A 23,763-nucleotide genomic window follows, 5' to 3' on the forward strand; every position below is an offset into this window, starting at 1 on the left:
TAGTAGGGGTGGGTTATGCCCGGATTTGAATGGGGTTGGTAGTTCCCATCTCGCGCCGTTAGGTTAATTTCTTGATAAAAAATTACCTGAAAGTTTATACAAATCGATGTATGGCAAAGTTAACATACATAATTACAGCCGATTTTAGCTGAATAAACCACACCTTTTGCAAGGGCGCAATGCTTGTGCCCTTGGAAGCACGGTCATTTACCAAAAAATGGCTGCAAGTAGCGATCGCAAACTATCTCACAAGGACGAATCAATCTTTTGTCTCCTTTAGCATAGCAGCCCTCTGCTTTTTCAAGCAAGTTGATGTATAGGAAATGAGAATAGTGTATCGGAAGGAAAAATTGGACTGGGAACTCCACCAGAAACTGAACCAACCCTTTTCTGTTGAACCAAATTTCCATTAGATATCTTTATAACTTCTTCTTTTGGATTTCTACCTATATGTCCGGATAACCGAAACACATAGCGAATACTGATAGTAAGTGTAAATTTTTGATGAAGCAATGTGCGTTTTCTTTTGTCAAAACACTTTATAAGTAAAGAAGAGAAACTGCGATCGCCTGTGGCAGATGCTCCGTGCATCGCACTTTTTATGTACTTAAAAGATGTGATTTTAAGGATCTTTCACGTCTATTTCTAGATTTATATCCAGGATATTTTCTAGAAAAAAAGTAATGCTTTTCGTCTACAGCAAGGCTCTCTTTGGATAAGAAATGGTAAAAATATGCACGACTTTAATATTCATTCTTATTTATGTTTTTGGGAGCGCAATTTGACGGTAGAAGGACAGCGAATTATAATTTATATAGATACTGAAAACGAAAGACAAATGTATATGTAGCAGTCAAGGTTTATTTTCTGAGTTTTGTTTCATATTTCTTGAAGTCAAGGTGATAGGTATGCGATTGAAAAGGTGGGAGTCTCCACGACGAGAAGGTAGGAATGACAAAGGTAGAGGTGGGTCTGCAAGGCAGCGACAACTGAAGAAGCAACAGCAAATGCTTCGCAAAAAACTCAAAGAAGGCGAGCGATCGCCTAAGAGCAAGCTAGATAACAGTAAGAATAAAAAAAAGGGGGGAAGAAAGCTTAATCTTCCCCCCTTTTTTTTGACAAAAACAAAATGTATCTGTCGTTTGGTAAACAACAGCAGTTGTATGCAGAACTAACAAAATTTGGCTAGATATATTGATTATTTTATGAAAAAAGTATACTAGTTGACAGTTATTTCTTAAAAATTGAAGCGTTAGAATTAAATATTTTTCTTTTTCAGAATTTTGATTTTGATTGTTACTTTTCTACCTTTTTATCTAATTTATGAAATTAATTTAAAGCAATTATAAATTTATTGTAAAGTTGTCCGTAGAAATGCTAATTTGGCATCTTTTTAGAGTAGATTGCTATAGAGGCTCAGATAAACAAATTACTACCAGGGAAGTTAGAGATTTACTGAACAAGCTGCTGCATCTCCATGTGTTAACTTTTGACCTAGATATAAGCCTTAAAGATAGACTGCGATAACATCACTAGCTATCTTCAGTCTTACGAAGGGTCGAGTTCCTGTTAATATTCTGTTGGACACAAGGAGTGACTTATGGTAGGAGGAGCTTTTCGGCCTACTCAAAAAGTGTTAGATTTTCCTATTACTGCCTTGCGCTTTAACGATCAGATGCAGACAATACTTAAGTGGGCTAAAGCTCGCGAAAGCAAAACTGTATGTGTTGCCAATGTCCATATGCTGATGGAGGCTTATTGGAATCCAGACTTTGGAACTGTATTGCAGAACGCAGATTTAGTGACTCCTGACGGTATGCCTCTTGTATGGATGATGAAGCTTTTAGGGGCGCGTTATCAGGACCGTGTTGCAGGGATGGACATATTGTTAGCTGTGTGCGAGTTGGCTCAAAAGCAAAATGTCAGTGTTTTCTTTGTAGGCTCTCAGACAGAGATTCTTTCTCGTATGAGAAACAGATTGGAGACAGAATTTCCCAGTCTGAAAATAGCAGCTATGGAACCTTTGCCCTTCCGTCCCATGACTCCTGCTGAAGACGAAGCACTGGTTGACAAGATTAACTCGAGTGGTGCAGGAATAGTGTTTGTGTCTTTGGGGTGTCCAAAGCAAGAGAATTGGATGGCTCAGCATAAAGATAGAATCAAAGCCGTCATGATTGGTTTAGGGGGTGTTTTCCCTGTCTATGCAGGGCTTCATAAAAGAGCACCTCGCATGGTAAGAGATTTGGGTTTTGAATGGCTCTACCGATTGCTGCAAGAACCCCACCGCCTTTGGAATCGTTATACAACAACTATTCCACCGTTTGTGTGGCTGGCTTTTAAGCAACTATTGGCATCACCCTCTGTTATCAGTACACCATTACATATCCGCGAACGGTATTTGGGGTGGAAGATAGTGGATTAGTAGATTGGTGACGATGGTGACTTAGGGGCTTCAAGCCCCTCTCTAATTTTTAGGAGAATATCCCGAACATTAGAAAAATCTCTTGAAAGGACAGGAGCTATTGAGGACGTCACAATTAACTCTTCAAGTACTGAAGGTATTGCAGGCATTTCCATGCACCGCTTTGCTCCCGGTCCTGCACTCATTAAAAATGTCTCTATCGTTGGATTTCATTATGGAATTAGCATAGGACAATATGAGTACCACATAACATTGGAAGATATCTTGCTGAAACAACAGCGCGTTGCAGGAAGAAAGAATGACAAGAATACTCTTAGCATAAGGGCGCTAAAAAGTACTAATGATGTTCCCGTCATATCTGTACATAGTTCTTATGGATTTGTGATTGTGGCTGACTCCTACCTTAACGGGGAAACTGAAGCCAGAAAAAACGGTGTTGGTGTGCAGAGTGCTGGAAGATTATTCATAAAAAATGTAAGTGTAAAGAATTATGCCACTGCAGTACAGTATCCCACTCCTCTAAGAAATCCCTTGCTATTCGCCATTGTGATTTTTCATCGCACACTAACACAACTGCTGGCACGGGCGACCTCTTCATTGAGGATGTTATTGCAAAACTCTCAAGTCTCCATCCTCAGAATGTTTGGGCACGTCAACTTAATAGTGAATGTCAGAATCCACAACTTCGTAACGTGGGCGGCAAAGTCTAGATCTTTGCTATGAAGACTGAAGATGCTTATACAGTGCTTGAAGCTTCCAAAGGAAGTCAAACAGAGATTCTTGGTTGAGTATTTCGTCCCAATCAGGATGCACCAGCTAATACACTTGTTGCGATAATTCGTGACTTTTAGGTGTCGCTTGCATATAGGATAGCAGGGCAAGCGGCTCGAATCGATTTGATTATCCACTTCACATTAGAGAAGAGCGAGCAGGAACTGTAAAGGAACTATCCCTCGCACAGCTCTCGTCGATGGGTATTGGTCAAACTGTTCCACTATACAACAGTATCAAATAGCGGCATCTTAGATATTTGTTTTCCTCATGATAATACTTGTCTTAAAAAGTTTATAAAGTACTTCTACGGTTTTAAGCCTATAGAGCAGTGCTCTTAAGAAGACTTGATACACTTACATTACAATTCTCGTTTAAATAATAGCTTTTTTTTTAAAGATCGGATAAAAACCTCAGTAAAGATACAGATATGTCCTGATATTAAGATTGAGCAATGAAGAAAATAAAAGAATAATAAAGACAGTGTTTTTTTGGGGGACTTAAGTACATGCACTGTAAGCGATCGCAAGTTGTCTAATTGATGCAACATACGGATAAGTAGATGAACAGCAAAGAACTCATTATTGAGGCGGGTCGAACCGAAAGACAATATTGGAAAGACTTGTGGACATACCGGGAACTTTTCTACTTCCTGGCATGGCGTGATATTTTAGTCCGCTACAAGCAGACTGCGATCGGACTTGCTTGGGCCTTGATTCGACCATTTTTGACGATGGTTGTCTTTACAGTTGTGTTTAGCGTTGTTGCGAAGTTACCCTCCGAGGGAGACACACCTTACCCAATTTTGGTGTTTTCAGCACAGTTGCCTTGGCAGTTTTTCTCTGGTGCGCTTAGTGAGTGTAGCAACAGCTTAATTAATAACGCTAACTTGGTTTCTAAAGTCTACTTTCCTCGATTGATCGTGCCGACAAGTGCAGTGATTGTTAGTTTTGTAGATTTTATGATTTCCGGTATGATCCTACTGGGGCTGATGGCATGGTACAACTTTGTTCCAGAGTGGCGTATTTTAACTCTACCAATATTTATTTTGATTGCATTTGCAGCAGCAGTAGGTGCAGGATTGTGGTTGGCAGCGTTGAATGTGGAGTACCGAGATTTTCGCTTTATTGTGCCGTTTATTGTTCAGTTTGGGCTGTATATCTCTCCCGTAGGATTTAGCAGCAACGTTGTACCGGAAGAATGGCGGTTGCTCTATTCTTTGAACCCGATGGTTGGGGTCATTGATGGTTTTCGGTGGGCGATTTTGGGAGGAACATCAAGAATTTATGTGCCGGGATTTGTGCTGTCTCTAGGGGTAGTTGTTGCGGTATTTGTGAGCGGGATTTGGTATTTCCGCAAAACGGAACGTAAATTTGCTGATATAATTTAGCGAGGAGTGAGCTAAGTGTCTGATACAGTCATTCGAGTTGAAAATTTAAGTAAAAAGTACGTTTTGGCTCACCAGCAGTTAGGAGGGAGTAGCAGTTATAATTCATTGCGCGATGCGATCGCAACTGGAACCAAGTCTCTAGCTCAAAAATTACTGAAGCCTTCAGAACGGAAAAAAATCAACCCGAATCGTGAAGAGTTTTGGGCCTTAAAGGATGTTTCATTTGAAATTAAGCAGGGCGATCGTGTTGGTATTATTGGACGTAATGGTGCCGGGAAATCAACGCTACTAAAGATTTTGAGCCGAATTGTAGAGCCAACAAGCGGTTCTATCCGGATTAAGGGGAGAGTTGCTAGTTTACTGGAAGTAGGAACAGGTTTTCACCCAGAGTTGACTGGAAGAGAGAATATTTTTCTCAACGGTGCAATTTTAGGCATGAGCAAGCTAGAGATTCAACGAAAGTTTGATGAAATTGTGGCATTTGCTGAAGTAGAAAAGTTTTTAGATACGCCAGTGAAGCGGTATTCATCAGGAATGTATGTGCGTTTGGCGTTTGCAATTGCTGCTCACTTGGAACCAGAAATACTAATTGTGGATGAGGTATTGGCAGTGGGAGATGCCCAGTTCCAGAAAAAATGTTTAGGAAAAATGAAGGATATAGGGCAAGAGGGAAGAACAGTACTATTTGTTAGTCATACTATGAAGATAGTAGAAGCGCTTTGTTCAAAAGCTATTTTATTAAAAACTGGTCAAGTTATAGAGATTGGTCATGTAAGTTCTGTGATGAGAACTTATTCAAATATGCTGGGTGGAAATGCTGGAGGAGAAATATATCATGTTGTAAGTGATAAGTTATCTTGGAAAGGTATTGCAAATCGTCAAGATTTAAATACTTTAAGTCATGCAGATGACTTGAACTTGGTGTTGCACTTCAAAACTCATAGTCAAAAAATTGAAAATTTTTATATTGATTGTGAAATTTTTAATGAACGAAATGACGACGTAATACATCTAAAATCAAAATTTGTATCAGAGGGTTTTAGTGTAGATAAGTACACAGATTTTCATATTGAATATCTTATAAAATCACCCAATCTAGCGCCAGGTAACTACCATATGACATTGTACATATATACATATCCTGATAACAAAGAAGTTTTTTGGGCAGAAAAAATTGATGTTTGTAATGTTTTAGCATCAAGTCATTTTAACTATTCTGAAGTGTTGGATGGACTAAAAGCGGCAACTATACCTGACTTTAATGTTGTGATTAAATAAAATTTTGTTAGAAAAGTATTTTGGAAGGAGAATCATGAGCGCAAACATGAAAATAACTAATAAAAATTATTTCTTCTTTTGGATGCATTTTTTTATAGTTTGCACAATCTTCAAAACCTTGTCTTAGATAGTTCTAACATTACCTGAGAATTTAATAAAAATTAAAAAAGGATAAATAATATGAGTTTTTTTATTAAATAAATATGCACGAATAAATTGCTTACACGAAGTAGAATTAAGTGTAATTCTCTAACGCATCTATCTTGAGAAAGTAGAGTGATATATGCAGGAAAAATATAAATTATCATGAAAGTAATTCTAATCTGTGGTTTTCCACCTGCCAAAGACAATTTAAAGGCACCAACTGCTCTTCCATATCAAATTTTGAAGTATGCCCCAGAAAACATAGAAATTGATTTATATTACTTTCCACTTTGGTATAAAACAGAAAAATCTCAAGAGACTTTATTAGAAGAACTTAATCTTTTAAGATTAAAAAAAATTTATAAATTGCAGCGCCCAAATCGTTTGATTCAAAAATACATCAATTGGCGGAATCGTAAGCAAGATTTACCAGGTGGGGTTACATTATTTCCTATCGAGCAACAAGCTATCAATCAAATTAATGCATCAAAAGCTGATGTAATTTGGCTTTACCCTCATTGGCTTATTAATTGGATTACATATCTAAAATCTAAAAAGATTGTTGTATCAGGTATGGATTGCTCTGTTTTACATTCTGAACGTATGCTCCGGTATGGGGGATGGTCAACGATTGATGAAGTTACATCAGAAGTTCATAATCTTCGACAAAATACTAATCTTGAAAAGTTGCTTGGTAAAAAACCTGTAAAGGTTCATATGGTAGGAATAGAAGATGTAAGTAAATACGAATTTATTTCAGGAACAAGAGGTCAAGCATATTTTGTACCTCATCCACATTCTGATTATGTACCTTTACAAAACAAACTTACGCAAACACAGGGTAAAATAACTGTTTTGTTTTCTGGAGGTGGTCACACAGTATATGTAGGAACTCATCTTGAGCAAATAATTAAATCATTAGTAGATGCATCTGAAACACTGGCATCTAGGTTTCAGTTCTTATTCATTGGTAATGACTATGAAGTCTTTCAGCAAAAGTTAATCAGTTCTGGTTACTTTGCTGAGCATTTTAACTGGGTTGAAAACTACTCCAAAGCTATTTCAAAAGCACAAATTCAGATTTTTCCGATTGCAGTAGGTTCAGGAACCAAAGGCAAGGTGTTGAATGCTCTCGCTACTGGTCTTTTAGGAATTGGCTCCAAGTTTGCGTTTGAAAATATTAGTGTTCAACCAGGAGAGGATTGCATAATGTATACCGAACCAGAAGAAGTGTCTCTATACTTATTGAACATTTTGAACAATCTTTCCATTTATGAAAAGATGGCTGATTCAGCTTGTATAAAAGTTAGATTGGAACATTCTCCTGAAAAAACTTCTGAAATATTTTGGTCAAAACTTTTTAGCTAATAATATGGAGTTGTTAAAGGAAATGCTTAAAAATGTATACAAATCTTTTACAAATAAGACACATACGATCGGAACTCGTAATGAAGCTATTATAAACGCTTGGCTCATTGGCTTTAAGGCACTTACCGAATCTGACGCATTTGCCTTGTCCATAAAGCTTTTATCAGACACCTCATATTATTTTTATCGCCTTATGTAGCCGAATACAACACACAGTATTAATTCGTCTTTTAGAAGAAAGTTTTTGGTGACAACAATTATTGATTGAGTGTTTTTCAAATGATCATTGTTTCTCTTTTTGAAGGATTGGGCAATCAAATGTTTCAGTATGCTATGGCTAGACGCCTAGCTGAGAAACATTCAACAGTACTCAAGCTAGATGTTTCATCTTTTGAATCAAATAAGCAGCGTCAATATGGTTTACACTGTTTTAATATTCAAGAACATATAGCAACACAAGACGAAATTGACGCTCTATTAAAGCGACCAAGAAATAAATTCGAGAGGTTTAATAATAAATTATTGAATAAGATTGGTAAAGTAAGTAGACCAAGCCAAAATTTCTTTTTGGAGAAATATTTTCATTTCGATCCTTGTGTTTTAGAAGCACCTAATAATACGTATTTGCATGGATTTTGGCAATCTGAAAAGTACTTTATCGATATTCAAGATATTTTAATAAATGAATTTTCATTTAAATATCCTCAGGACGATACAAATAGAGATTTAAATGAAAAAATTAAATTTCATGAATCTACTGCTATACATATTAGAAGAGGAGATTATATTAATAATGACGAAACTAATCAATTACATGAAGTTTGTAGTTTAGATTACTACAATAAATCCATTACTTATATAGCTGAGAGAGTTAGCAATCCTCACTTTTTTATTTTCTCTAATGATTTGCAATGGGTAAAAGAAAAATTTCAAATAAATTTTCCCATTACTATTATTGAATATAATAACGGTTTCAGAAGTTATGAAGATTTACGGCTGATGAGCCAGTGCAAGCATAATATTATTGCTAATAGTAGTTTTAGTTGGTGGGGAGCATGGTTGAATCAAAACCCAGATAAAATAGTTTGTGTACCGCAGCAATGGTTTAGAAAGAAATATCAAGATACAAAGTATTCTCTTCCTAAAGATTGCATACCGTGGTATAAAGATGATTTCTTAGATACTAAAGATTTAATTCCCAAAAACTGGATACAACTTTAAACTTGAATTTTCATTCATTTTAAGATTTTTTTTAAATCAATGAAAACTAAGAGATACAGTCTTCAGTACGGTTACAACAACTGGTTCATGTTATCCAGAATAATGTCTTCCTCAATCGAATAACTCAGAAATAATTGATGAATCCAAATGAATGAATCACATTCTTACCGTGCTACAATTTTACCTGTTCGTGATGGAATACAACGGCCTCTCTGGTCAGTGATGATTCCCACTTACAATTGCGCTAACTATCTGCGCGAGACACTAGCAAGTGTGTTAGCGCAAGATCCAGGAAAAGACTTGATGCAGATAGAGGTGGTTGATGACCACTCCACTAAAGATGACCCAGCAGCAGTTGTTGAAGAACTAGGTCGTGGTCGTGTAGGCTTTTATCAGCAACCAGAGAACGTAGGCTATATCAAAAATTTTGAAACTTGCCTACAGCGATCGCGTGGCCAGTTAATCCATCTACTACATGGTGATGATTGCATTAGAGATGGTTTTTATCGCAAGCTACAACGTGGTTTTGATGAGAGACCCGAAATTGGTGCTGCTTTCTGTCGGCACATATTTATGGATGAACATGGTCATTGGCATGCTGTTTCTGCACTAGAACAGTCTGAGAGTGGCATTCTCAATAATTGGTTGGAGCGAATGGCTGTACGACAAATTATCCAGACTCCATCAATAGTAGTACGACGTGAAGTGTACGAAAAACTAGGTGGATTTGATAGCCGTATACGTTGTAATGGTGAAGATTGGGAAATGTGGGTAAGAATTGCTACACAATACCCTGTATGGTACGAAGTCGAGCCTTTAGCATTTTATCGAATGCACTCTGCCTCTCTTAGTGGACATTCTATGCGTACTGGTGAGAATATACGAGATTTACGTAAAGTGATTAGTATCATCAAACAATATTTACCTCCAGACAAAGCTAGTTATATTTCGAGTAAAGCATTAGAGTTTTATGCCTTTGAAGCACTTAATTATGCAAGAACATTTGCTGTAAAAGGAGATACAAGTGCAGCCATGATTCAAATTCAAGAAGCTTTGCAATGTTATTTCTCCCCAAAAGTAATTAATGCTTCTTTAAAGTTATTGACACGTGGATTTCTTCGCTTAATTAAATTAAGGTTAAATACTAAATTAGGAAAAACCTCTATCAGCTAAAAAAGCAAATATTAAATATGAAACCACTTCTAAGCGTTATTATTTGCACTCATAATCCACGAAGAGATTATTTAGACATGGTATTGCAAGCTCTAAAGGAGCAGTCTTTATCGACCGAGTTTTGGGAACTTTTACTAGTGGATAATGCCAGTGAAAAACGTCTTTCGTCAGAAATTGACTTAACCTGGCATCCTCAATCACGTCACATTCGTGAAGAAAAACTAGGATTGACTCCTGCTCGCTTAAAAGGTATTGAAGAGGCAGTAGCTGAAACTTTAGTTTTTGTTGATGATGATAATGTTTTAGACTCAGATTATTTAGAAGTAACACTACAAATTAGCAAAGATTGGAAATTTCTTGGCTCTTGGGGTGGCCAGATAAGGCCTCAATTTGATGAACCTCCAGCAGAATGGACAAAACCTTATTGGCAATGGTTAGCTATTAGAGAGTTCGATAAAGATATTTGGTTGAACATAATAGAAGCTAATGTATATCCTTGTGGTGCTGGAATGTGTGTCCGAAAAGTTGTAGCTGAAAAATACGTTAGTTTGGTACTGCACAACTCAAAGCGTTCTAACTTAGATAGAAAAGGAAATTTATTATTTGGTTGTGGAGACATGGACTTAGCATTCACAGCTTGTGATATTGGCTTAGGCATGGGGTTATTTGTAGCCTTGAAACTAATTCATCTAATACCAGCAAAACGGCTTCAAGAAGATTATCTTGTGAAATTAGCTGAAGGCAATAGCTACTCGACTTTAATATTGAATTCTTTTCGAGGTAAGATACCGATTCAACCAAAAAAGTCTTGGAAAGGTAAATTTTATGAATTTTATCGTTTTTGGCGTATGTCTTTAAGAGAACGCCGATTCTACTGGGCTCACAAACGAGGTGAAACTCTAGCAATCCAAGAAATATTAAACAAACAAATTACACATAATTAGCTTTTGTCAACAATCTTTACTTGTTAGTTAAGATTTAGAAAACCTAAAATTTAGGTACTCAAAATGTTCAAAAAAATATTAGTAATATCTCCTGTACCTTTTGCCCCTCAAGATGCTGGCAATAGAGCTAGAATATATGGACTCCTAGTCAACTTACAAAAACTTGGTCATGAAGTACATTTTTTACATATTGAACAAGAAATAAAAGATGTTGACTTAATGCGCCAAGCTTGGGGAGATAAATTTTATTCTTTACCCTATACAGGAGGTATAGAACGAAAACGAAGCTTATCTCAAAAAATTGTCAGAAAGTTAAGATGCTATTTCACGGGTTATCCTAAATATCCCAATGCAATAGATGATTGGTATGATAACTCTGTAAATAAGTTCTTAGTAGAATTGCATGATAAAGTAAAATTTGATGTTGTTATTACTGAGTATGTTTTTTTCTCTAAATTTTTGCAGTGCTTTGGTAAAGATGTTTTAAAAATCATCGATACTCATGATATTTTCGCTAACAGAGCAGAAATTTATCGTAAAAGGGGTCAAAAATATTATTGGTTTTCTACAACTGTTAAGGAGGAAATTAAAGGGCTTCGGAGAGCTGATTTAATTCTCTCCATACAGAAGGATGAAGAAAAGTATTTTCAAAATTTAATTGGAAATAAAGTCATTACAGTAGGTCACACAGTTTCATTACGTCAACCAAGGTATATATCAGAAGTTCGTCAAAAAATACTTTTTGTTGCTTCTAATAATGATACTAACATTCATGGAATTAATTATTTTATTCATGAAGTTTTTCCGAAAGTAAGAATAAAGCTTCATGATGTGCAATTATTAATTGCTGGAAATATATGTGATGTAATTCAAGACGATGAGGATCTGATTAAACTTGGGTATGTAAATAATTTGAACGATATTTATGATACTTCTGATATAGTTATTAATCCTATCTTATTTGGAACAGGACTAAAAATTAAAACTATTGAAGCTTTAGGACAATCCAAAGTTTTGATAACTACGCCAGAAGGTGCTAAAGGTCTAGAGAGAGGAGATAAAAAAGCTTTTTTGATTGCAAATGATTCAGAGGAATTTGCAGAATTTTTGATTGAAACTTTAACCAATTTAGTGTTATCTAGGAATTTATCCAACAATGCATACTCTTTTGCTAAAAACTATAATGAAGAACTTTTTCATCCTTTGGAAAAATATTTAAACAATAATATTTCGCCATCAATAGAAAAAAATGAAAATAATATTTGCCATATATAAAAATTAACAATTCAAAATACTAACATAAATAATCAATTGGTAGCGTTACAAATTTATTCATAAACCAAATGCAAAAAAAACCTAAAATTCAATTTGTTAGCAGAGACATTCCAGTTGAAAATACTGCTGGTAATTCTACTTATATTTTAGATTTTATAGGCTACTTACAACAATCGGGCTACGAAATAGAGTATACACTTGTTAGCTCACCACTCAATGGTAAAATTCCTTGGTATGTCATTCCATCAAAATTGGCAGAACTAGCCCATGTGTCAGCAAGGGATTATCTACGCATTGGTCGGCTTATAGTTAAAATTAAGCTATCAGACTGGCTCATTGCACCTGTTTGGCTGGTTTATATGTGGTTGCCAGACAGGTTGAAGAATGTTTACCGTTTTGCTAGAGATAAACAACAAACGAGCGATCGCCCTAAAGGGTGGGATGCTCTAGCAAAACCTGAAGAAATCGCTTTTGCCAATTCACGATTTGTCAAATTTAAACCTGATGTTGTCATTGCTAATTATGCTTTTTTAGGAAATATTTTAGACTCTCCTGCTTTAGATGAAACTGCATTAAAAGCCATCCTAACTCACGATGTCCGTCATCAAAGAACTGCTTATTTTAAACAATTAGCAGTTACTGCTCGTGAGTCGGACTGGACTCAGGAGAAAGAAACTATACAATTACGTAAGGCAGAAGTATTGCTGGCTATTCAGGAAGAAGATGCAAAAGTCTTTCAAGAAATGGCACCTCAGTGCGAAGTAATTCACTTGCCTATGTCAGCCTTGTCTCATACGCCTGTTGGAAAACAAGTACCAGGGCGTTGTTTATTTGTAGGAAGTTCCGCAGATCACAACCTGCTTTCTCTCCAGTGGTTTCTCAGCAATGTATGGCCGATTGTTTTACAATCAGTTCCCCATTGCAGTCTTCATATTTGCGGTTCTGTATGCGATGGAATTGAAAAAACTTTTCCAAATGTTCGCTTTCTCGGTAGAGTAGAGGATTTGAAACCCGAATACAGTAGTGCAGAGGTATGCCTCATTCCTCTGATCATTGGTAGCGGTTTAAAAATCAAGCTTGTAGAAGCTTTATCACACAATCGGGCATGTATCTCAACAACTGTTGGTATTCAAGGGCTGCTTGAGATAGCAGGTCGTGCTGTTCTAGTGGCAGATACTCCTGAAGATTTTACAACAGCTATACATACACTGTTAACTAATGCAGAAAAACGCCAATATATGGAAGAACAAGCCGGCAAGTATGTGACTGAAAAACTTTCCCCTAAAGCAGCATATCAGCCATTTGTAGACAGGATTGAACAACACTTACAACAAGTCGCAAACAGAACCACGAAACAATCAGTTGATAACGGTTTCACTGGTAGCAGAGACTTGACCTCCAATTTAATAAATAATTAGGGAGAGACAGTATGAAATTTGATTGGCTAATTATAGGCGCTGGATACTCTGCTTGTGTAATAGCTGAACGAGTTGCTAATGAGCTTGGGCAAAGAGTACTGATTGTCGAGAAGAGAGACCACATCGGTGGTAACGCTTACGATTACTACAACGAGCATGGCATCTTAGTTCATAAATACGGTCCCCATATTTTCCATACCAAATCAAAAAAAGTTTGGGATTATCTCTCGCAATTTACAGAGTGGAGACCCTACTATCATCACGTGCTTGGAGTGTTGGAAGGTAAAAAAGTTCCTATCCCTTTCAATCTCAACTCTCTCTATGCTCTTTTTCCTCCAAAATATGCAGAAAAGCTAGAGAATTTGCTTCTAGAGCACTTTGGTTTTGGAGTCAAAGTACCCATTTTGAAACTGCGTGAGAGCGCTAGTGGCGATCTAACCTTCCTAGCTGATTACATTTATAACAATGTCTTTCTCCACTACACTATGAAGCAATGGGGTGTGAAACCAGAGGAACTCGATCGGGGAGTCACCGGACGTGTTCCCGTGTACATTAGTCGGGATAACCGTTACTTTCAAGACCCCTATCAAGCAATGCCCAAACTTGGTTATACTGAAATGTTTCGCCAAATGGTAGCTCACCCCAATATTAAAGTCCTATTAAACACAGACTACCGTGAGATTATCAACGAAGTTAAGTTTAACAGAATAATTTGCACGGGTCCGATTGATACCTTCTTCGATTATATGTACGGCGAGTTGCCTTACCGTAGCATCAACTTTAAGTTCGAGACTTTAGACCAAGAAAAGTATCAAGAAGTTGGTACAGTCAACTACCCCAACGATTACGACATTACCCGCATTACGGAACAAAAATATCTCTCAGGGCAAACTTCACCCAAAACCACCTTGGTCATGGAATATCCTCAAGCTTATGTACCAGGGAAAAACGATCCCTATTACCCTATCCTCAATGAGGAGAACCGCGAATGTCTGGAGCTTTACCTAAAAGAAGTAGAGAAACTCAACGGTACAGTACTATTTGCAGGGCGTCTGGCAGATTATAAGTACTACGATATGGATCAAGCAGTTATTCGAGCACTTGGTTTGTTTGAAAAAGAAATAGCACAGACTACAATAAAATAAAAATAATATTTGAGAGAAAAAGGTAATAGCTAGCTATTCAATGAGTAAAGCTCTATTAAATCATGGTACTGCATCTACTAAAGAAACAAAATATGTATTGAATAGGTATAAACCAAATGAACATTGTTAGCAGAATTCAATTTCCTCGTACACCCGAAACTTCTGGGTTGTACATGAAATGCAATGAGGCAGCAGTGCTTAATTTTTATGAAGAAAATACAGAAGTATCCTTAACAAAAAATGGTATTTTATCCTTCAATTCTTACTTTAATTCATTATACGAGAAATTCTATGCTAAATATACAGAACTTTACTCTCTGTATTACTTATTAAAGCTTGAAGGTGATTTTCAAGTCTCTCTCTACAGAGAATTCCATGATAAAGAAAACAGGGAGCTTATTCACGTAGAGATCTTTGAAAATTGCCAAAATTCACAACCTGTAAAAATCTTGCTACCAAATTCTTGGCGGAGTGAAGATGCTGGTAGAGTTTACTTGGAAATAACCTGCTTAAGTGAACGTGGTTCATTCAAGAATGGATTCATAGCAACCGAGCAACCCAGAGTTAGGGAAGTAGCCTTGGGTATTGTGACTTGTACATTTAAGAAAGAAACTTATGTTAAAAATACAGTTAACACTATTATAAAAGACAACTTTTTGCAAGATAAAAAACTAAAAATAATTGTTGTTGATAACGGGAAAACATTAAAAAAAGATGATTTTATAGACTCAAGAGTTCAATTAATTCCTAACAGAAATTTAGGTGGAGCCGGAGGATTTACTAGAGGCTTAATACAAGCATTTCAGGAAGCAGTTCACACGCATTTCCTATTTATGGATGATGATATAGAGTTAGAAAGTGAATCTATTTACAGGCTTTTCACTTTGTATGAGTATGCAAATCAAGATTTTGCAATTTCTGGTAGTATGTTGGATTTGTATAAGAAGCATATATTGTATGAAGCAGGAGCGCTATATTCTAAATTCTTAAATACTGATGGTAGCTATGGATACAATCCATTTGCAGTTGTTCCCTTGAAAAAGAATCTTAATCTTAATAACTTTGCAGATAAAAACAGTTTAATATTTGAAGATAAACCAGAGTATGGAGCATTTTGGTTTTTCGCTTTTTCGAGAAAAATTATTGAAGAAATAGGTTTACCAATGCCTTTCTTTATAAGGGCAGATGATATAGAGTTCGGCTTAAGGATTACAAAACACCTTGGTAAACAAATAGTAGCTTTCCCTGGTATAGCTGTTTGGCACGAACCTTTTTATACTAAAAATCCTGTTTGGACTGATTACTATTCATCTCGGAACCAGTTGGTGATACATTCTATCCGTGATTCATTAAAATATTTAAATGCTGTCAAGTTTCTCACTAAAATTTTGTTGCATAAACTCTTGATTTTTGATTACAACTCAGCGGAAATGATGTTAAGGTCTTTTGAGGATTATATGAAAGGACCTTCGCTACTTAAAACCGAAGATCCGGAAACAATACATAATAATATTTTGAAACTAAGTCAAAGCTATAAAACTCAAAATATACAATTTGATGATACATCCCATGGCGATATTAAAATCAAAAAAGAAACTAATAATAGTAAGAAAAATACTTTTTACAAAGTTCTATTTTTAATAACTATTAATGGTCATTTATTACCAAATTTTTTACTAAGTAATGAGAATGTATTTTACTGGATTGGTTCTGAGTATGAGGACTGGTGGACTAAAGTATTTGCAAAAAAGCAAATTTTTATATGCCGAGAAAGTAACCCATCTATTGTGCGTCATCAAATAAGTAGAACTGTATGCTTTGCCATTTTGTTGAGGTGGTTCCAACTTGTTATTAAAAATGCTTCTAAATGGAAATCGAACAGTTCTGAATGGAGAGAGGCTTTCAAAGATTTCACTACCCTTGAATTTTGGAAAGAATATCTCAAGCTCAATGAGCAAAATTAACAGCTTAAATACAAGCGCAATCAAAAATTTAAGTCTGAGCATTACCTTATGCAAACACTACAAACTGAGCAGCTACAACCTATTAATCTTACCCCAATCCCAGATAATCCATTAGTTTCAGTATTAGTTCCAAACTATAACTATGCCAAATACATAGGGGAGGCTTTGGATAGTGTTCTTAGCCAAACTTATCAGAATTTTGAAGTTATAGTCTGCGACGACGGCTCTGCCGATAACTCTTGTGAAGTTGTCAAAACTTATGTTCAGAAAGACTCTAGAATTAAGCTGATCGATAAGGAGAATGGAGGAGTTGCGACTGCTCTAAATCGGGCATATCGCGAAAGTAAGGGAGAGATTATTTGCCTACTAGATGCAGATGACATTTGGATGAATAACAAACTGCAAAGAATTTTAGAGGTATTTAAATCCAACCCTCAAAGTGGTCTTGCTATTCATAATGTGATTAAAATTGATGCTCAAGGCAACTTTATCAATTCCACTCCCCACTACCGGAAATTAGCGATAGGTTGGATGGCACAATTTGCACTGGAAAATGGTGGATTTGTTTACGATATACCTCCAGCTTCTGCATTAAGTATGAGACGTGAAGTAACAAACTTGTTATTTCCTCTAAATGAGACCTTTAGAAGCAATGCAGATAGTCTGATCTTTCGTCTTGCGCCATTTATAACAGTCATTGGTACTGTAAGCGAGGTGTTAAGTAAATTCCGTTTCCACGGAGCAAATACAACAAGCCTATTGACTGTAACAGCAGAACGTTTGGAACGAGAGGAAGTTGTTTTTGAACGCTTGCACCAAGAACAAAAACGATTTTTAACAGAGGTTTATGGTGCATCAATAGCAAAGAGACTAAGTGACTTGAAGCACAGTGTGTTAGTCTGCAATGCTCGTTACTTAGTTGCTCGTCTTCGAGATAAACCAGGAAAAGAGCGCAAGCAAGTTCACCAACAGCTTGTTTCTCACCCACAATTTCATGAATATTTTGGGGAAGCTTTATTTCAAAAGTGGTTAGTGCAATGGGGTCAGTATTGTCCCGATGCATTTTTTGTATTCTTGTTTGACCAAGTTTATGGTTCTGGTTCCCTTAAGCGTATAGCAAGATTTTTGTTTAAGCGCAAGCAAACTGTAAATTTTGTGGGTGGGTAATTGAAAGTCTTGTAAGCCGAATACCATTGGCTGTTCCGTAACCTTCCGGATAGATGCCTGAAGCCATGGAAAATATTATTACTTAATGCCCACATACTAAAGCGCGATCGCCCTTCCTGAAATTGGTGAAGTACTTTAGTCCAAACAAAATTGAGCCACTACCGGCTTGCTTAGCATCATGTAACATTCTGTAATACTTTGTAGCTAAACGTTGGTCTTCGCACACCTAATGTCCTTTCTATAAAAAGGGATTTGTCAAATGCTGAAACTAAACCTTGGTTGTGGTTCCCAAACTCCAAATGGCTGGGTAAATGTAGATTATGCGCTTGGCGCTTGGATAGCAAAGCTACCAGTTTTTTCTCTCATAAACAAAGTTTTTAGAATTATTAACATTGATTGGTCAGATGAAATTTTCATGCATGACCTCAGGAAAAGATTTCCTTGGAAAGATAATTCAGTCAATATTATTTATAGCTCTCATACTCTAGAGCATTTGTCAAAAACTGAAGGACTAAATTTTCTCAGAGAATGTTATCGAGTTTTGAAGCCCAATGGCATTATTCGGATCGTAGTTCCAGACTTAAAAGCGATTGTTGACAAGTATCAGCAGGGTGAAATAGCAGCCGATGAAGTCCTCGACCAACTTCATGTCAGCTATGAGTCGCCTGACGACGGATTCCTGAAGCAAAAACTAGCACCATTTATTCGATTTCCTCATAAGTGTATGTATGACACTCCCACGTTATTACGGGTTATGTCTGATATTGGTTTTGAGGTTGCTAGCAAGCAGGGTTTTGAAAGTGAGATTGACGACGTAGAGATAGTCGAACTATCAGATCGAACTATTGAGGCTGTCATTGTGGAAGGGAGAAAAACATCTAGTTACTCTTACAAGGCGAGGGAATTCACGCAGCCTATTTCTGTAGCTGTTTAAAGTTTACTAAATAGAGAGTAGAATCCCCTATCGCTCCTCATCCACAAAAGTTGAAGGCTTTATTATGCAAGATAAATTTCGCTTAGGTGTTGTATTTACACATCCAACCCAACACCACGCGCCTTTATGGCGAAAACTCAATGAACAACCCGGAGTTTCAGTATCGGCTTTTTACCTCTGTAATGAGAACCAAGTGGGAGGAGATCCAGAACTGAGAAGCACAGAACCTTGGGACGTGGATCTAGTCAGTGGTTATCAATACGAGTATCTAAAAACTTTGACCGGAAAAATCTCTTCTCAGGTCAACAAAAAACTGTTCAATCCTGGGTTATGGACTCGCTTAACACCGCAAAATGTGGATGCAGTTTTTCTACCTAGTTTATCGACATACTCTTACCGCTTAACCGTTCTTCTGTGTAAGTTGCGGGGTATCCCAATCATCATGCAGAATGATGCAACTATTATCACAGATAATTTTTATAAGAGAACCCGAAAAATTGCAATTTCTGTGCTTTATCCATGGACATTTAATTTGGCAGATTACTGGATTTCTAGTGGTGACCATAATGAAATTTATTTGCGACATTATGGAATCCCTGATGAAAAAATGGTACGTGGTTGCTACCCTGTCGATCGGGATAGGTTTGAAGCAACAATTACGCAACATCAACAGGAAATTCAACAAATCCGCCAACAACTTTGCTGGAATGACGATACCTTGCTCTATGGCTTTACAGGTAAATACATTGAGCGGAAAAATCCATTTGAATTTATAGAGGCGATCGCCAAAGCTCATCAAAGAGATCCTCGTATCAGAGGAATTATGATTGGTGGCGGTGTATTGGAAACCGAAATCAACAAACACCTCGCCGCCTTGAATGGAGAAGTTCTTAACTTAGGCTTCGTTAACCAAAGTCAGCTTCCGCTGTATTACGCAGCAATGGATATTTTTATTTCCACATCCCGTATCGATCCCCACCCACTAGTCATTTCGGAAGCCATGGCTGCAGGTTGTCCAGCAATTCTCAGCGATCGCTGTGGTAACTGGGGCTATAATGACACTGTTCAACACCGTTACAATGGACTGGTTTATCCCTGCGGTAATGTCAATGCTTTGGTTGAAGCAATACTAACCTTAACTGACGGTAATATCCGTAACGCTTACAGCCAACGCGCTAAAGAAGTGTTTTCACATCAAGATTTGAACTGCGAGCTAAACGCATTTTTAGAAATTATTAGCAAAATAAAAAGCAAGCAGGGAAAAGCGGCTGTGGGCTTACAGCAGACACTGCTTCAAACAAAATCCAACGGAATACCTGTCAAATCATCCTAGTTATCAAAAGTTACTATGCGCGTTGCAATTCTTCGTAGAACGCCAGGAGTTTTTTTCAGCATGGATGTCTATGCTGATGCTTTGGTTAGTGGGCTTAAGGCGGTTCGTCCTTCTTGGGAAATTGTTGAATTTGCGCCAGAACTAAATCCCGATAAAAAAGAGAAGTCCTGGTTATATGGTGTTTGGAGCTATTATGAACGTTACTGGCGTTATCCTTTAGTGGTAAGAAAAAAACAAGCTGACATCTTCCACATCATAGATCACAGTGATGGTCATCTAGCCCGTTGGCTTAAGAGAAATCATCAACTAGGTGTAGTAACATGCCACGATTTAATTAATTTAATTCAACCAGAGAACATCTACGACCAGGCAAGGATATCTTTTGTCAGTACAGCAGCTTGGAAATTTTCTATCAGAGGAATGCACCAAGCCGATCGTATTATCACTGTTTCATCACACACTGCACAAGATGTCGTGCGTGAATTGAAGATAGAGCCAGAGCGGATTGCAGTTGTACCAAACGGAGTTGAGCGTATCTTTCACCTCCTTCCTCAGGATGATATAGCATCGTTTAGACAACAACACCGTGTTTCACCAGAAACTTTATGTATACTCAATGTGGGTTCAAATCATCCACGCAAGAATATTTTTACAGCATTGAAAGTCATTAAAGCGCTTAAAGATAAAGGATTATCTATTCAGTTTTGGAAAGCAGGTGCAGATTTTACTGCCGAGCAAAAAAAATTTATTCAAACACACAGCTTAGAAAACTGCGTCACCTATTTAGGTAAGCCAGACAAAGAGAGCTTAGTTAATATTTATAACGCAGCTGATGTGCTTTTATCTCCCTCACTTTATGAGGGTTTTGGAATAACAATTTTAGAGGCAATGGCGTGTGGGACAGTTGTCATCACTTCTAATGTAACATCACTTCCAGAAGTCGCGGGTGATGCTGCTATTTTAGTAGCACCAAACGATGTTACAACGATGGTGAAGGCTGTAGGCGAGCTTTTAGAAAAACCTTTATATCGAAAATCATTAGTCGAACGCGGTTTAGCAAGGGTCAAAATGTTTACATGGGAGAAAACAGCGGAGCAAGTTGCCACTCTTTATGAAAAACTTCTGGAAAAAGAAAGGAAAAATTAGTTATCTATGAATTAATTCAAGAGGATTTTTAAAATGCACATTTTAAGTGTACATAACAAGTATCAAATCCGTGGGGGAGAAGATGAATCTCGCGAATCTGAAGAAAAGCTCCTGCAAGAGATGGGTCACCAAGTAGATGTGTATGAAGAAGATAATCAGCAAATTGCATCTCTAAATCCAGCACAATTAGGGTTGAAAACAATTTGGTCAAAAGAAGCTTACAATATAGTCAAACAAAAACTTCGTAGCGCACCCTACGATATTGTCCACATCCAAAATTTTTTTCCTTTAATTTCTCCCTCAGTATATTATGCTGCCAAGGAAGAGGGAGTACCTGTAGTTCAAACTTTACATAACTATCGACTGCTATGCCCGAACGCTCTATTTTTCCGAAACGGAGGCATTTGTGAAGACTGTTTGGGTCAGTTAATCCCTTATCCCGCAGTGATGCATAGTTGTTATCGCAACAGTCAAATTGCTAGTGGCGGAGTAGCAACAATGATTAGCCTGCATCGAAGTATGAATACCTGGACAAAAATGGTAGATGCATATATTGCTCTTACAGAGTTTGCAAAACAAAAATTTATTGCAGGTGGTCTTCCTGAAGAAAAGATATTAGTTAAACCAAACTTTGTGAGTCACGATCCTGGTTTTAGTACAGAGTCTGGTGGCTTTGCGCTTTTTGTAGGGAGACTTTCTGTAGAAAAGGGTTTAGATACTTTATTAACTGCTTGGGAGCACCTTGGTACACAAATCCCTCTCAAAATTGTCGGTGATGGTCCCCTAGCTGACCAAGTCGTAAAAGCAGCAAAACGACTTCCTCAAGTTGAATGGCTAGGACGCAAACCAATGTCAGAAGTTTATACCTTAATGGGTGAAGCAATGTTTTTAGTGTTTCCGTCGAAATGGTATGAAACCTTTGGTCGCGTAGCAATTGAGGCTTTTGCCAAAGGAACTCCAGTCATAGCTGCTAATATTGGTGCTATTGCAGAACTTGTAGATTCTGGTCGTACCGGGCTGCATTTCTGTCCTGGGGATGCAGGGGATTTAGCAGCAAAGGTAGAGTGGGTTTTAGCGAATCCAAAAAAGCTAGCTCAGATGCGTCAGGAAGCGCGGGCTGAGTTTGAAGCCAAGTATACTGCTGAGAAAAACTACCAAAAGCTTATTGAAATTTATACTAAAATTAATAAGATTGTAGCTTGATTAATTGCAGAAAAAGGGTAATAAATGAGATCGGAAATAGAGCTTTATAAAAAAAAAGACGGATATGTTAGAAACTCCATTCTATTACTATTAGCATTTGCTACTGCTTTCTTTCCTCGAATTATAGACGCTATAGGCGCACCTCCAACTATTAATTTTGTTCACTTTGTAATTGTTCCTCTTGCTTGTGGAATTATAATTAGTACAACTAAAGTTAGGAATAAAAAGCAGAAATCTATTGCGAAAATTCTCTTAATAAGCTTATTCGTCCTACTAGGTGTCATGATTATTAGTGCTCTTCTAAATCAAGCTGGAGTTATTAATGTTTTCTTAGATTGGATGTTGCTTACTGAGCCTTTTCTAGTAATTATAGCAATGGTTTCTATCCCCTTTTCTATTGAAAGGTTCAAAAAGTTTAAAACTTGGATTATGGGCTTTATTAGCCTACATATTTTTTTGGCTTTTGCCCAGCACTTTCTAATTACCTTTGGCATTCTTCGAGTAACTAGTATGCAGCCCTTTGACAATGTCCAAGGAGTTTTCTACCTTTCTGGCTCTGGCCATGTTGTTGGTGCTTCTGTTTCTATGTCTTTTGGTTTGTACTTTTGGCTCAGTACAAAAGGAACCCCAATCTGGTTGCGAGCTTCTGTGTTTACTACAGCCTTCATTCAACTTTTATTTGCTGATGCAAAGCAGGTAATCGTAGTCTGGATGATAGCCTGGGTACTACTGGTACTAACTAGATTAAAAGACATAAAAACTGCTCTACAATATATAATAGCTGCTATATTGGTTAGTTATTTGCTATATTGGTGTATATACAACGTGGAAGCCTTTGTTGCTTTTAAAGGCTGGATTAGACCAGAACTTTACGGTCCTGAAGGTAAAGCTACAATACTTAAGAGTGTACCTTTTCAAATAATTCCTTCGTATTATAAATCATCCTTAAATTGGCTATTTGGTTTGGGTCCCGGTCACACTATTGGACGGTTGGGGGGGTGGATGTTAAAAGACTATAGTAGTTTATTAGAGCCATTAGGTGCTACTATTCATCCTGCTAGTCAAGCTGTTTGGTCTTTCTGGTTCAGTCCAGAGTATTATTGGCTGGACTCAAGTTTTTTCGCTCCTTTATGGGGCTGGGCAGGAATTTGGGGAGATTTAGGATTTTTGGGTCTGGCAGCTTATTTGTTTATCTGTTCAATCGTCTGGTGTCGGATTTGCCAGGATGACTTTTCCAGGTTTCAGTTACTTACTGTAATGATTTATGGTTTTATTTTTACTCAGATGGAAGAACCTGGATATATGCTCTCTACAGCAATGCTCATTGGTTTGGCATGGCAAGAACGTCAAATTATCAGAGCTACCCGGAAGAGCTTTCTATACCCCAATGGAGCTATTAATCAATCGCTCTAACTAACGATAGTATTTTTTTTAAATAATTTTATAATGTTTATTAAAGATCGTAAA

At 37.1% G+C, this 23,763-nt stretch carries 20 protein-coding genes; 19 read left to right on the forward strand and 1 reads right to left on the reverse strand.

Going from position 1 to position 23,763, the window contains the following annotated elements:
• Nucleotides 1-300 precede the first annotated feature (300 nt).
• The gene (locus AB0756_RS32135; protein WP_050045866.1) at nt 301-591 is read right to left on the reverse strand and encodes a hypothetical protein; all 291 of its coding nucleotides are present in this window, start codon (nt 589-591) and stop codon (nt 301-303) included.
• Between the two features lie 317 nt (nt 592-908).
• Between AB0756_RS32135 and AB0756_RS32140 the strand changes: the two genes are divergently transcribed.
• From AB0756_RS32140 to AB0756_RS32230, 19 genes are all read left to right on the forward strand, one after another.
• The gene (locus tag AB0756_RS32140) at nt 909-1,175 is read left to right on the forward strand and encodes a hypothetical protein (RefSeq protein WP_050045867.1); all 267 of its coding nucleotides are present in this window, start codon (nt 909-911) and stop codon (nt 1,173-1,175) included.
• A gap of 425 nt (nt 1,176-1,600) precedes the next feature.
• Entirely contained in the window at nt 1,601-2,422 is an 822-nt protein-coding gene (locus tag AB0756_RS32145) for a WecB/TagA/CpsF family glycosyltransferase (RefSeq protein WP_038092611.1), read from the forward strand.
• 153 nt (nt 2,423-2,575) lie between these two features.
• Entirely contained in the window at nt 2,576-3,145 is a 570-nt protein-coding gene (locus tag AB0756_RS32150; protein ID WP_038092608.1) for a hypothetical protein, read from the forward strand.
• A 610-nt stretch (nt 3,146-3,755) separates the two neighbouring features.
• Nucleotides 3,756-4,583 carry an ABC transporter permease gene (locus AB0756_RS32155; protein ID WP_038092605.1) on the forward strand — a complete coding sequence of 276 codons (828 nt, stop codon included), beginning with the start codon at nt 3,756-3,758 and terminating at the stop codon, nt 4,581-4,583.
• A gap of 15 nt (nt 4,584-4,598) precedes the next feature.
• Nucleotides 4,599-5,861: an ABC transporter ATP-binding protein gene (locus tag AB0756_RS32160; RefSeq protein ID WP_137986307.1), complete on the forward strand. Its 1,263-nt coding sequence runs from the start codon at nt 4,599-4,601 to the stop codon at nt 5,859-5,861.
• Between the two features lie 306 nt (nt 5,862-6,167).
• Nucleotides 6,168-7,373: a hypothetical protein gene (locus tag AB0756_RS32165; RefSeq protein ID WP_050045868.1), complete on the forward strand. Its 1,206-nt coding sequence runs from the start codon at nt 6,168-6,170 to the stop codon at nt 7,371-7,373.
• Nucleotides 7,374-7,652: 279 nt separating this feature from the next.
• The gene (locus tag AB0756_RS32170) at nt 7,653-8,594 is read left to right on the forward strand and encodes an alpha-1,2-fucosyltransferase (protein WP_167844698.1); all 942 of its coding nucleotides are present in this window, start codon (nt 7,653-7,655) and stop codon (nt 8,592-8,594) included.
• Between the two features lie 147 nt (nt 8,595-8,741).
• On the forward strand, nt 8,742-9,767 hold the full coding sequence (locus tag AB0756_RS32175; RefSeq protein WP_038092599.1) for a glycosyltransferase family 2 protein: 1,026 nt from the start codon (nt 8,742-8,744) through the stop codon (nt 9,765-9,767).
• Between the two features lie 17 nt (nt 9,768-9,784).
• The gene (locus tag AB0756_RS32180) at nt 9,785-10,711 is read left to right on the forward strand and encodes a glycosyltransferase (RefSeq protein ID WP_038092595.1); all 927 of its coding nucleotides are present in this window, start codon (nt 9,785-9,787) and stop codon (nt 10,709-10,711) included.
• A 63-nt stretch (nt 10,712-10,774) separates the two neighbouring features.
• Nucleotides 10,775-11,986, forward strand: a complete 1,212-nt coding sequence (locus tag AB0756_RS32185; protein WP_038092592.1) for a glycosyltransferase family 4 protein — start codon at nt 10,775-10,777, stop codon at nt 11,984-11,986.
• 68 nt (nt 11,987-12,054) lie between these two features.
• Complete coding sequence (locus AB0756_RS32190) at nt 12,055-13,404, forward strand: glycosyltransferase (protein WP_063779506.1); 1,350 nt, start codon at nt 12,055-12,057, stop codon at nt 13,402-13,404.
• An 11-nt stretch (nt 13,405-13,415) separates the two neighbouring features.
• Nucleotides 13,416-14,549, forward strand: a complete 1,134-nt coding sequence (gene glf, locus AB0756_RS32195) for a UDP-galactopyranose mutase (RefSeq protein ID WP_038092589.1) — start codon at nt 13,416-13,418, stop codon at nt 14,547-14,549.
• Between the two features lie 116 nt (nt 14,550-14,665).
• Nucleotides 14,666-16,513: a glycosyltransferase gene (locus tag AB0756_RS32200; protein WP_038092586.1), complete on the forward strand. Its 1,848-nt coding sequence runs from the start codon at nt 14,666-14,668 to the stop codon at nt 16,511-16,513.
• Nucleotides 16,514-16,561: 48 nt separating this feature from the next.
• The gene (locus tag AB0756_RS32205; RefSeq protein ID WP_038092584.1) at nt 16,562-17,680 is read left to right on the forward strand and encodes a glycosyltransferase family 2 protein; all 1,119 of its coding nucleotides are present in this window, start codon (nt 16,562-16,564) and stop codon (nt 17,678-17,680) included.
• A 259-nt stretch (nt 17,681-17,939) separates the two neighbouring features.
• Entirely contained in the window at nt 17,940-18,614 is a 675-nt protein-coding gene (locus tag AB0756_RS32210; RefSeq protein WP_038092583.1) for a class I SAM-dependent methyltransferase, read from the forward strand.
• 64 nt (nt 18,615-18,678) lie between these two features.
• Nucleotides 18,679-19,947 carry a glycosyltransferase family 4 protein gene (locus AB0756_RS32215; protein WP_050045871.1) on the forward strand — a complete coding sequence of 423 codons (1,269 nt, stop codon included), beginning with the start codon at nt 18,679-18,681 and terminating at the stop codon, nt 19,945-19,947.
• Between the two features lie 15 nt (nt 19,948-19,962).
• Nucleotides 19,963-21,093: a glycosyltransferase family 4 protein gene (locus AB0756_RS32220; RefSeq protein WP_038092580.1), complete on the forward strand. Its 1,131-nt coding sequence runs from the start codon at nt 19,963-19,965 to the stop codon at nt 21,091-21,093.
• A gap of 33 nt (nt 21,094-21,126) precedes the next feature.
• Nucleotides 21,127-22,296, forward strand: coding sequence for a glycosyltransferase family 4 protein (locus tag AB0756_RS32225; RefSeq protein WP_038092578.1), 1,170 nt, complete (start codon nt 21,127-21,129; stop codon nt 22,294-22,296).
• Nucleotides 22,297-22,806: 510 nt separating this feature from the next.
• A complete protein-coding gene (locus tag AB0756_RS32230; protein ID WP_408034790.1) occupies nt 22,807-23,709 on the forward strand; it encodes a hypothetical protein in 903 nt (300 codons plus the stop codon).
• Nucleotides 23,710-23,763 lie beyond the last annotated feature (54 nt).

Source organism: Tolypothrix campylonemoides VB511288_2 (assembly GCF_045999855.1).
Lineage (GTDB): Bacteria > Cyanobacteriota > Cyanobacteriia > Cyanobacteriales > Nostocaceae > Scytonema > Scytonema bouteillei_A.

Bases quoted from the DNA above. Each gene is read 5' to 3' on its own strand.
- AB0756_RS32145 (WP_038092611.1), top strand. From the start codon at position 1,601: ATGGTAGGAGGAGCTTTTCGGCCTACTCAAAAAGTGTTAGATTTTCCT.
- AB0756_RS32140 (WP_050045867.1), top strand. From the start codon at position 909: ATGCGATTGAAAAGGTGGGAGTCTCCACGACGAGAAGGTAGGAATGAC.
- AB0756_RS32210 (WP_038092583.1), top strand. From the start codon at position 17,940: ATGCTGAAACTAAACCTTGGTTGTGGTTCCCAAACTCCAAATGGCTGG.
- glf (WP_038092589.1), top strand. From the start codon at position 13,416: ATGAAATTTGATTGGCTAATTATAGGCGCTGGATACTCTGCTTGTGTA.
- AB0756_RS32165 (WP_050045868.1), top strand. From the start codon at position 6,168: ATGAAAGTAATTCTAATCTGTGGTTTTCCACCTGCCAAAGACAATTTA.
- AB0756_RS32200 (WP_038092586.1), top strand. From the start codon at position 14,666: ATGAACATTGTTAGCAGAATTCAATTTCCTCGTACACCCGAAACTTCT.
- AB0756_RS32155 (WP_038092605.1), top strand. From the start codon at position 3,756: ATGAACAGCAAAGAACTCATTATTGAGGCGGGTCGAACCGAAAGACAA.
- AB0756_RS32215 (WP_050045871.1), top strand. From the start codon at position 18,679: ATGCAAGATAAATTTCGCTTAGGTGTTGTATTTACACATCCAACCCAA.
- AB0756_RS32185 (WP_038092592.1), top strand. From the start codon at position 10,775: ATGTTCAAAAAAATATTAGTAATATCTCCTGTACCTTTTGCCCCTCAA.
- AB0756_RS32190 (WP_063779506.1), top strand. From the start codon at position 12,055: ATGCAAAAAAAACCTAAAATTCAATTTGTTAGCAGAGACATTCCAGTT.
- AB0756_RS32205 (WP_038092584.1), top strand. From the start codon at position 16,562: ATGCAAACACTACAAACTGAGCAGCTACAACCTATTAATCTTACCCCA.
- AB0756_RS32230 (WP_408034790.1), top strand. From the start codon at position 22,807: ATGCAGCCCTTTGACAATGTCCAAGGAGTTTTCTACCTTTCTGGCTCT.
- AB0756_RS32225 (WP_038092578.1), top strand. From the start codon at position 21,127: ATGCACATTTTAAGTGTACATAACAAGTATCAAATCCGTGGGGGAGAA.
- AB0756_RS32175 (WP_038092599.1), top strand. From the start codon at position 8,742: ATGAATGAATCACATTCTTACCGTGCTACAATTTTACCTGTTCGTGAT.
- AB0756_RS32135 (WP_050045866.1), bottom strand. From the start codon at position 591: ATGCACGGAGCATCTGCCACAGGCGATCGCAGTTTCTCTTCTTTACTT.
- AB0756_RS32150 (WP_038092608.1), top strand. From the start codon at position 2,576: ATGCACCGCTTTGCTCCCGGTCCTGCACTCATTAAAAATGTCTCTATC.
- AB0756_RS32170 (WP_167844698.1), top strand. From the start codon at position 7,653: ATGATCATTGTTTCTCTTTTTGAAGGATTGGGCAATCAAATGTTTCAG.
- AB0756_RS32180 (WP_038092595.1), top strand. From the start codon at position 9,785: ATGAAACCACTTCTAAGCGTTATTATTTGCACTCATAATCCACGAAGA.
- AB0756_RS32220 (WP_038092580.1), top strand. From the start codon at position 19,963: ATGCGCGTTGCAATTCTTCGTAGAACGCCAGGAGTTTTTTTCAGCATG.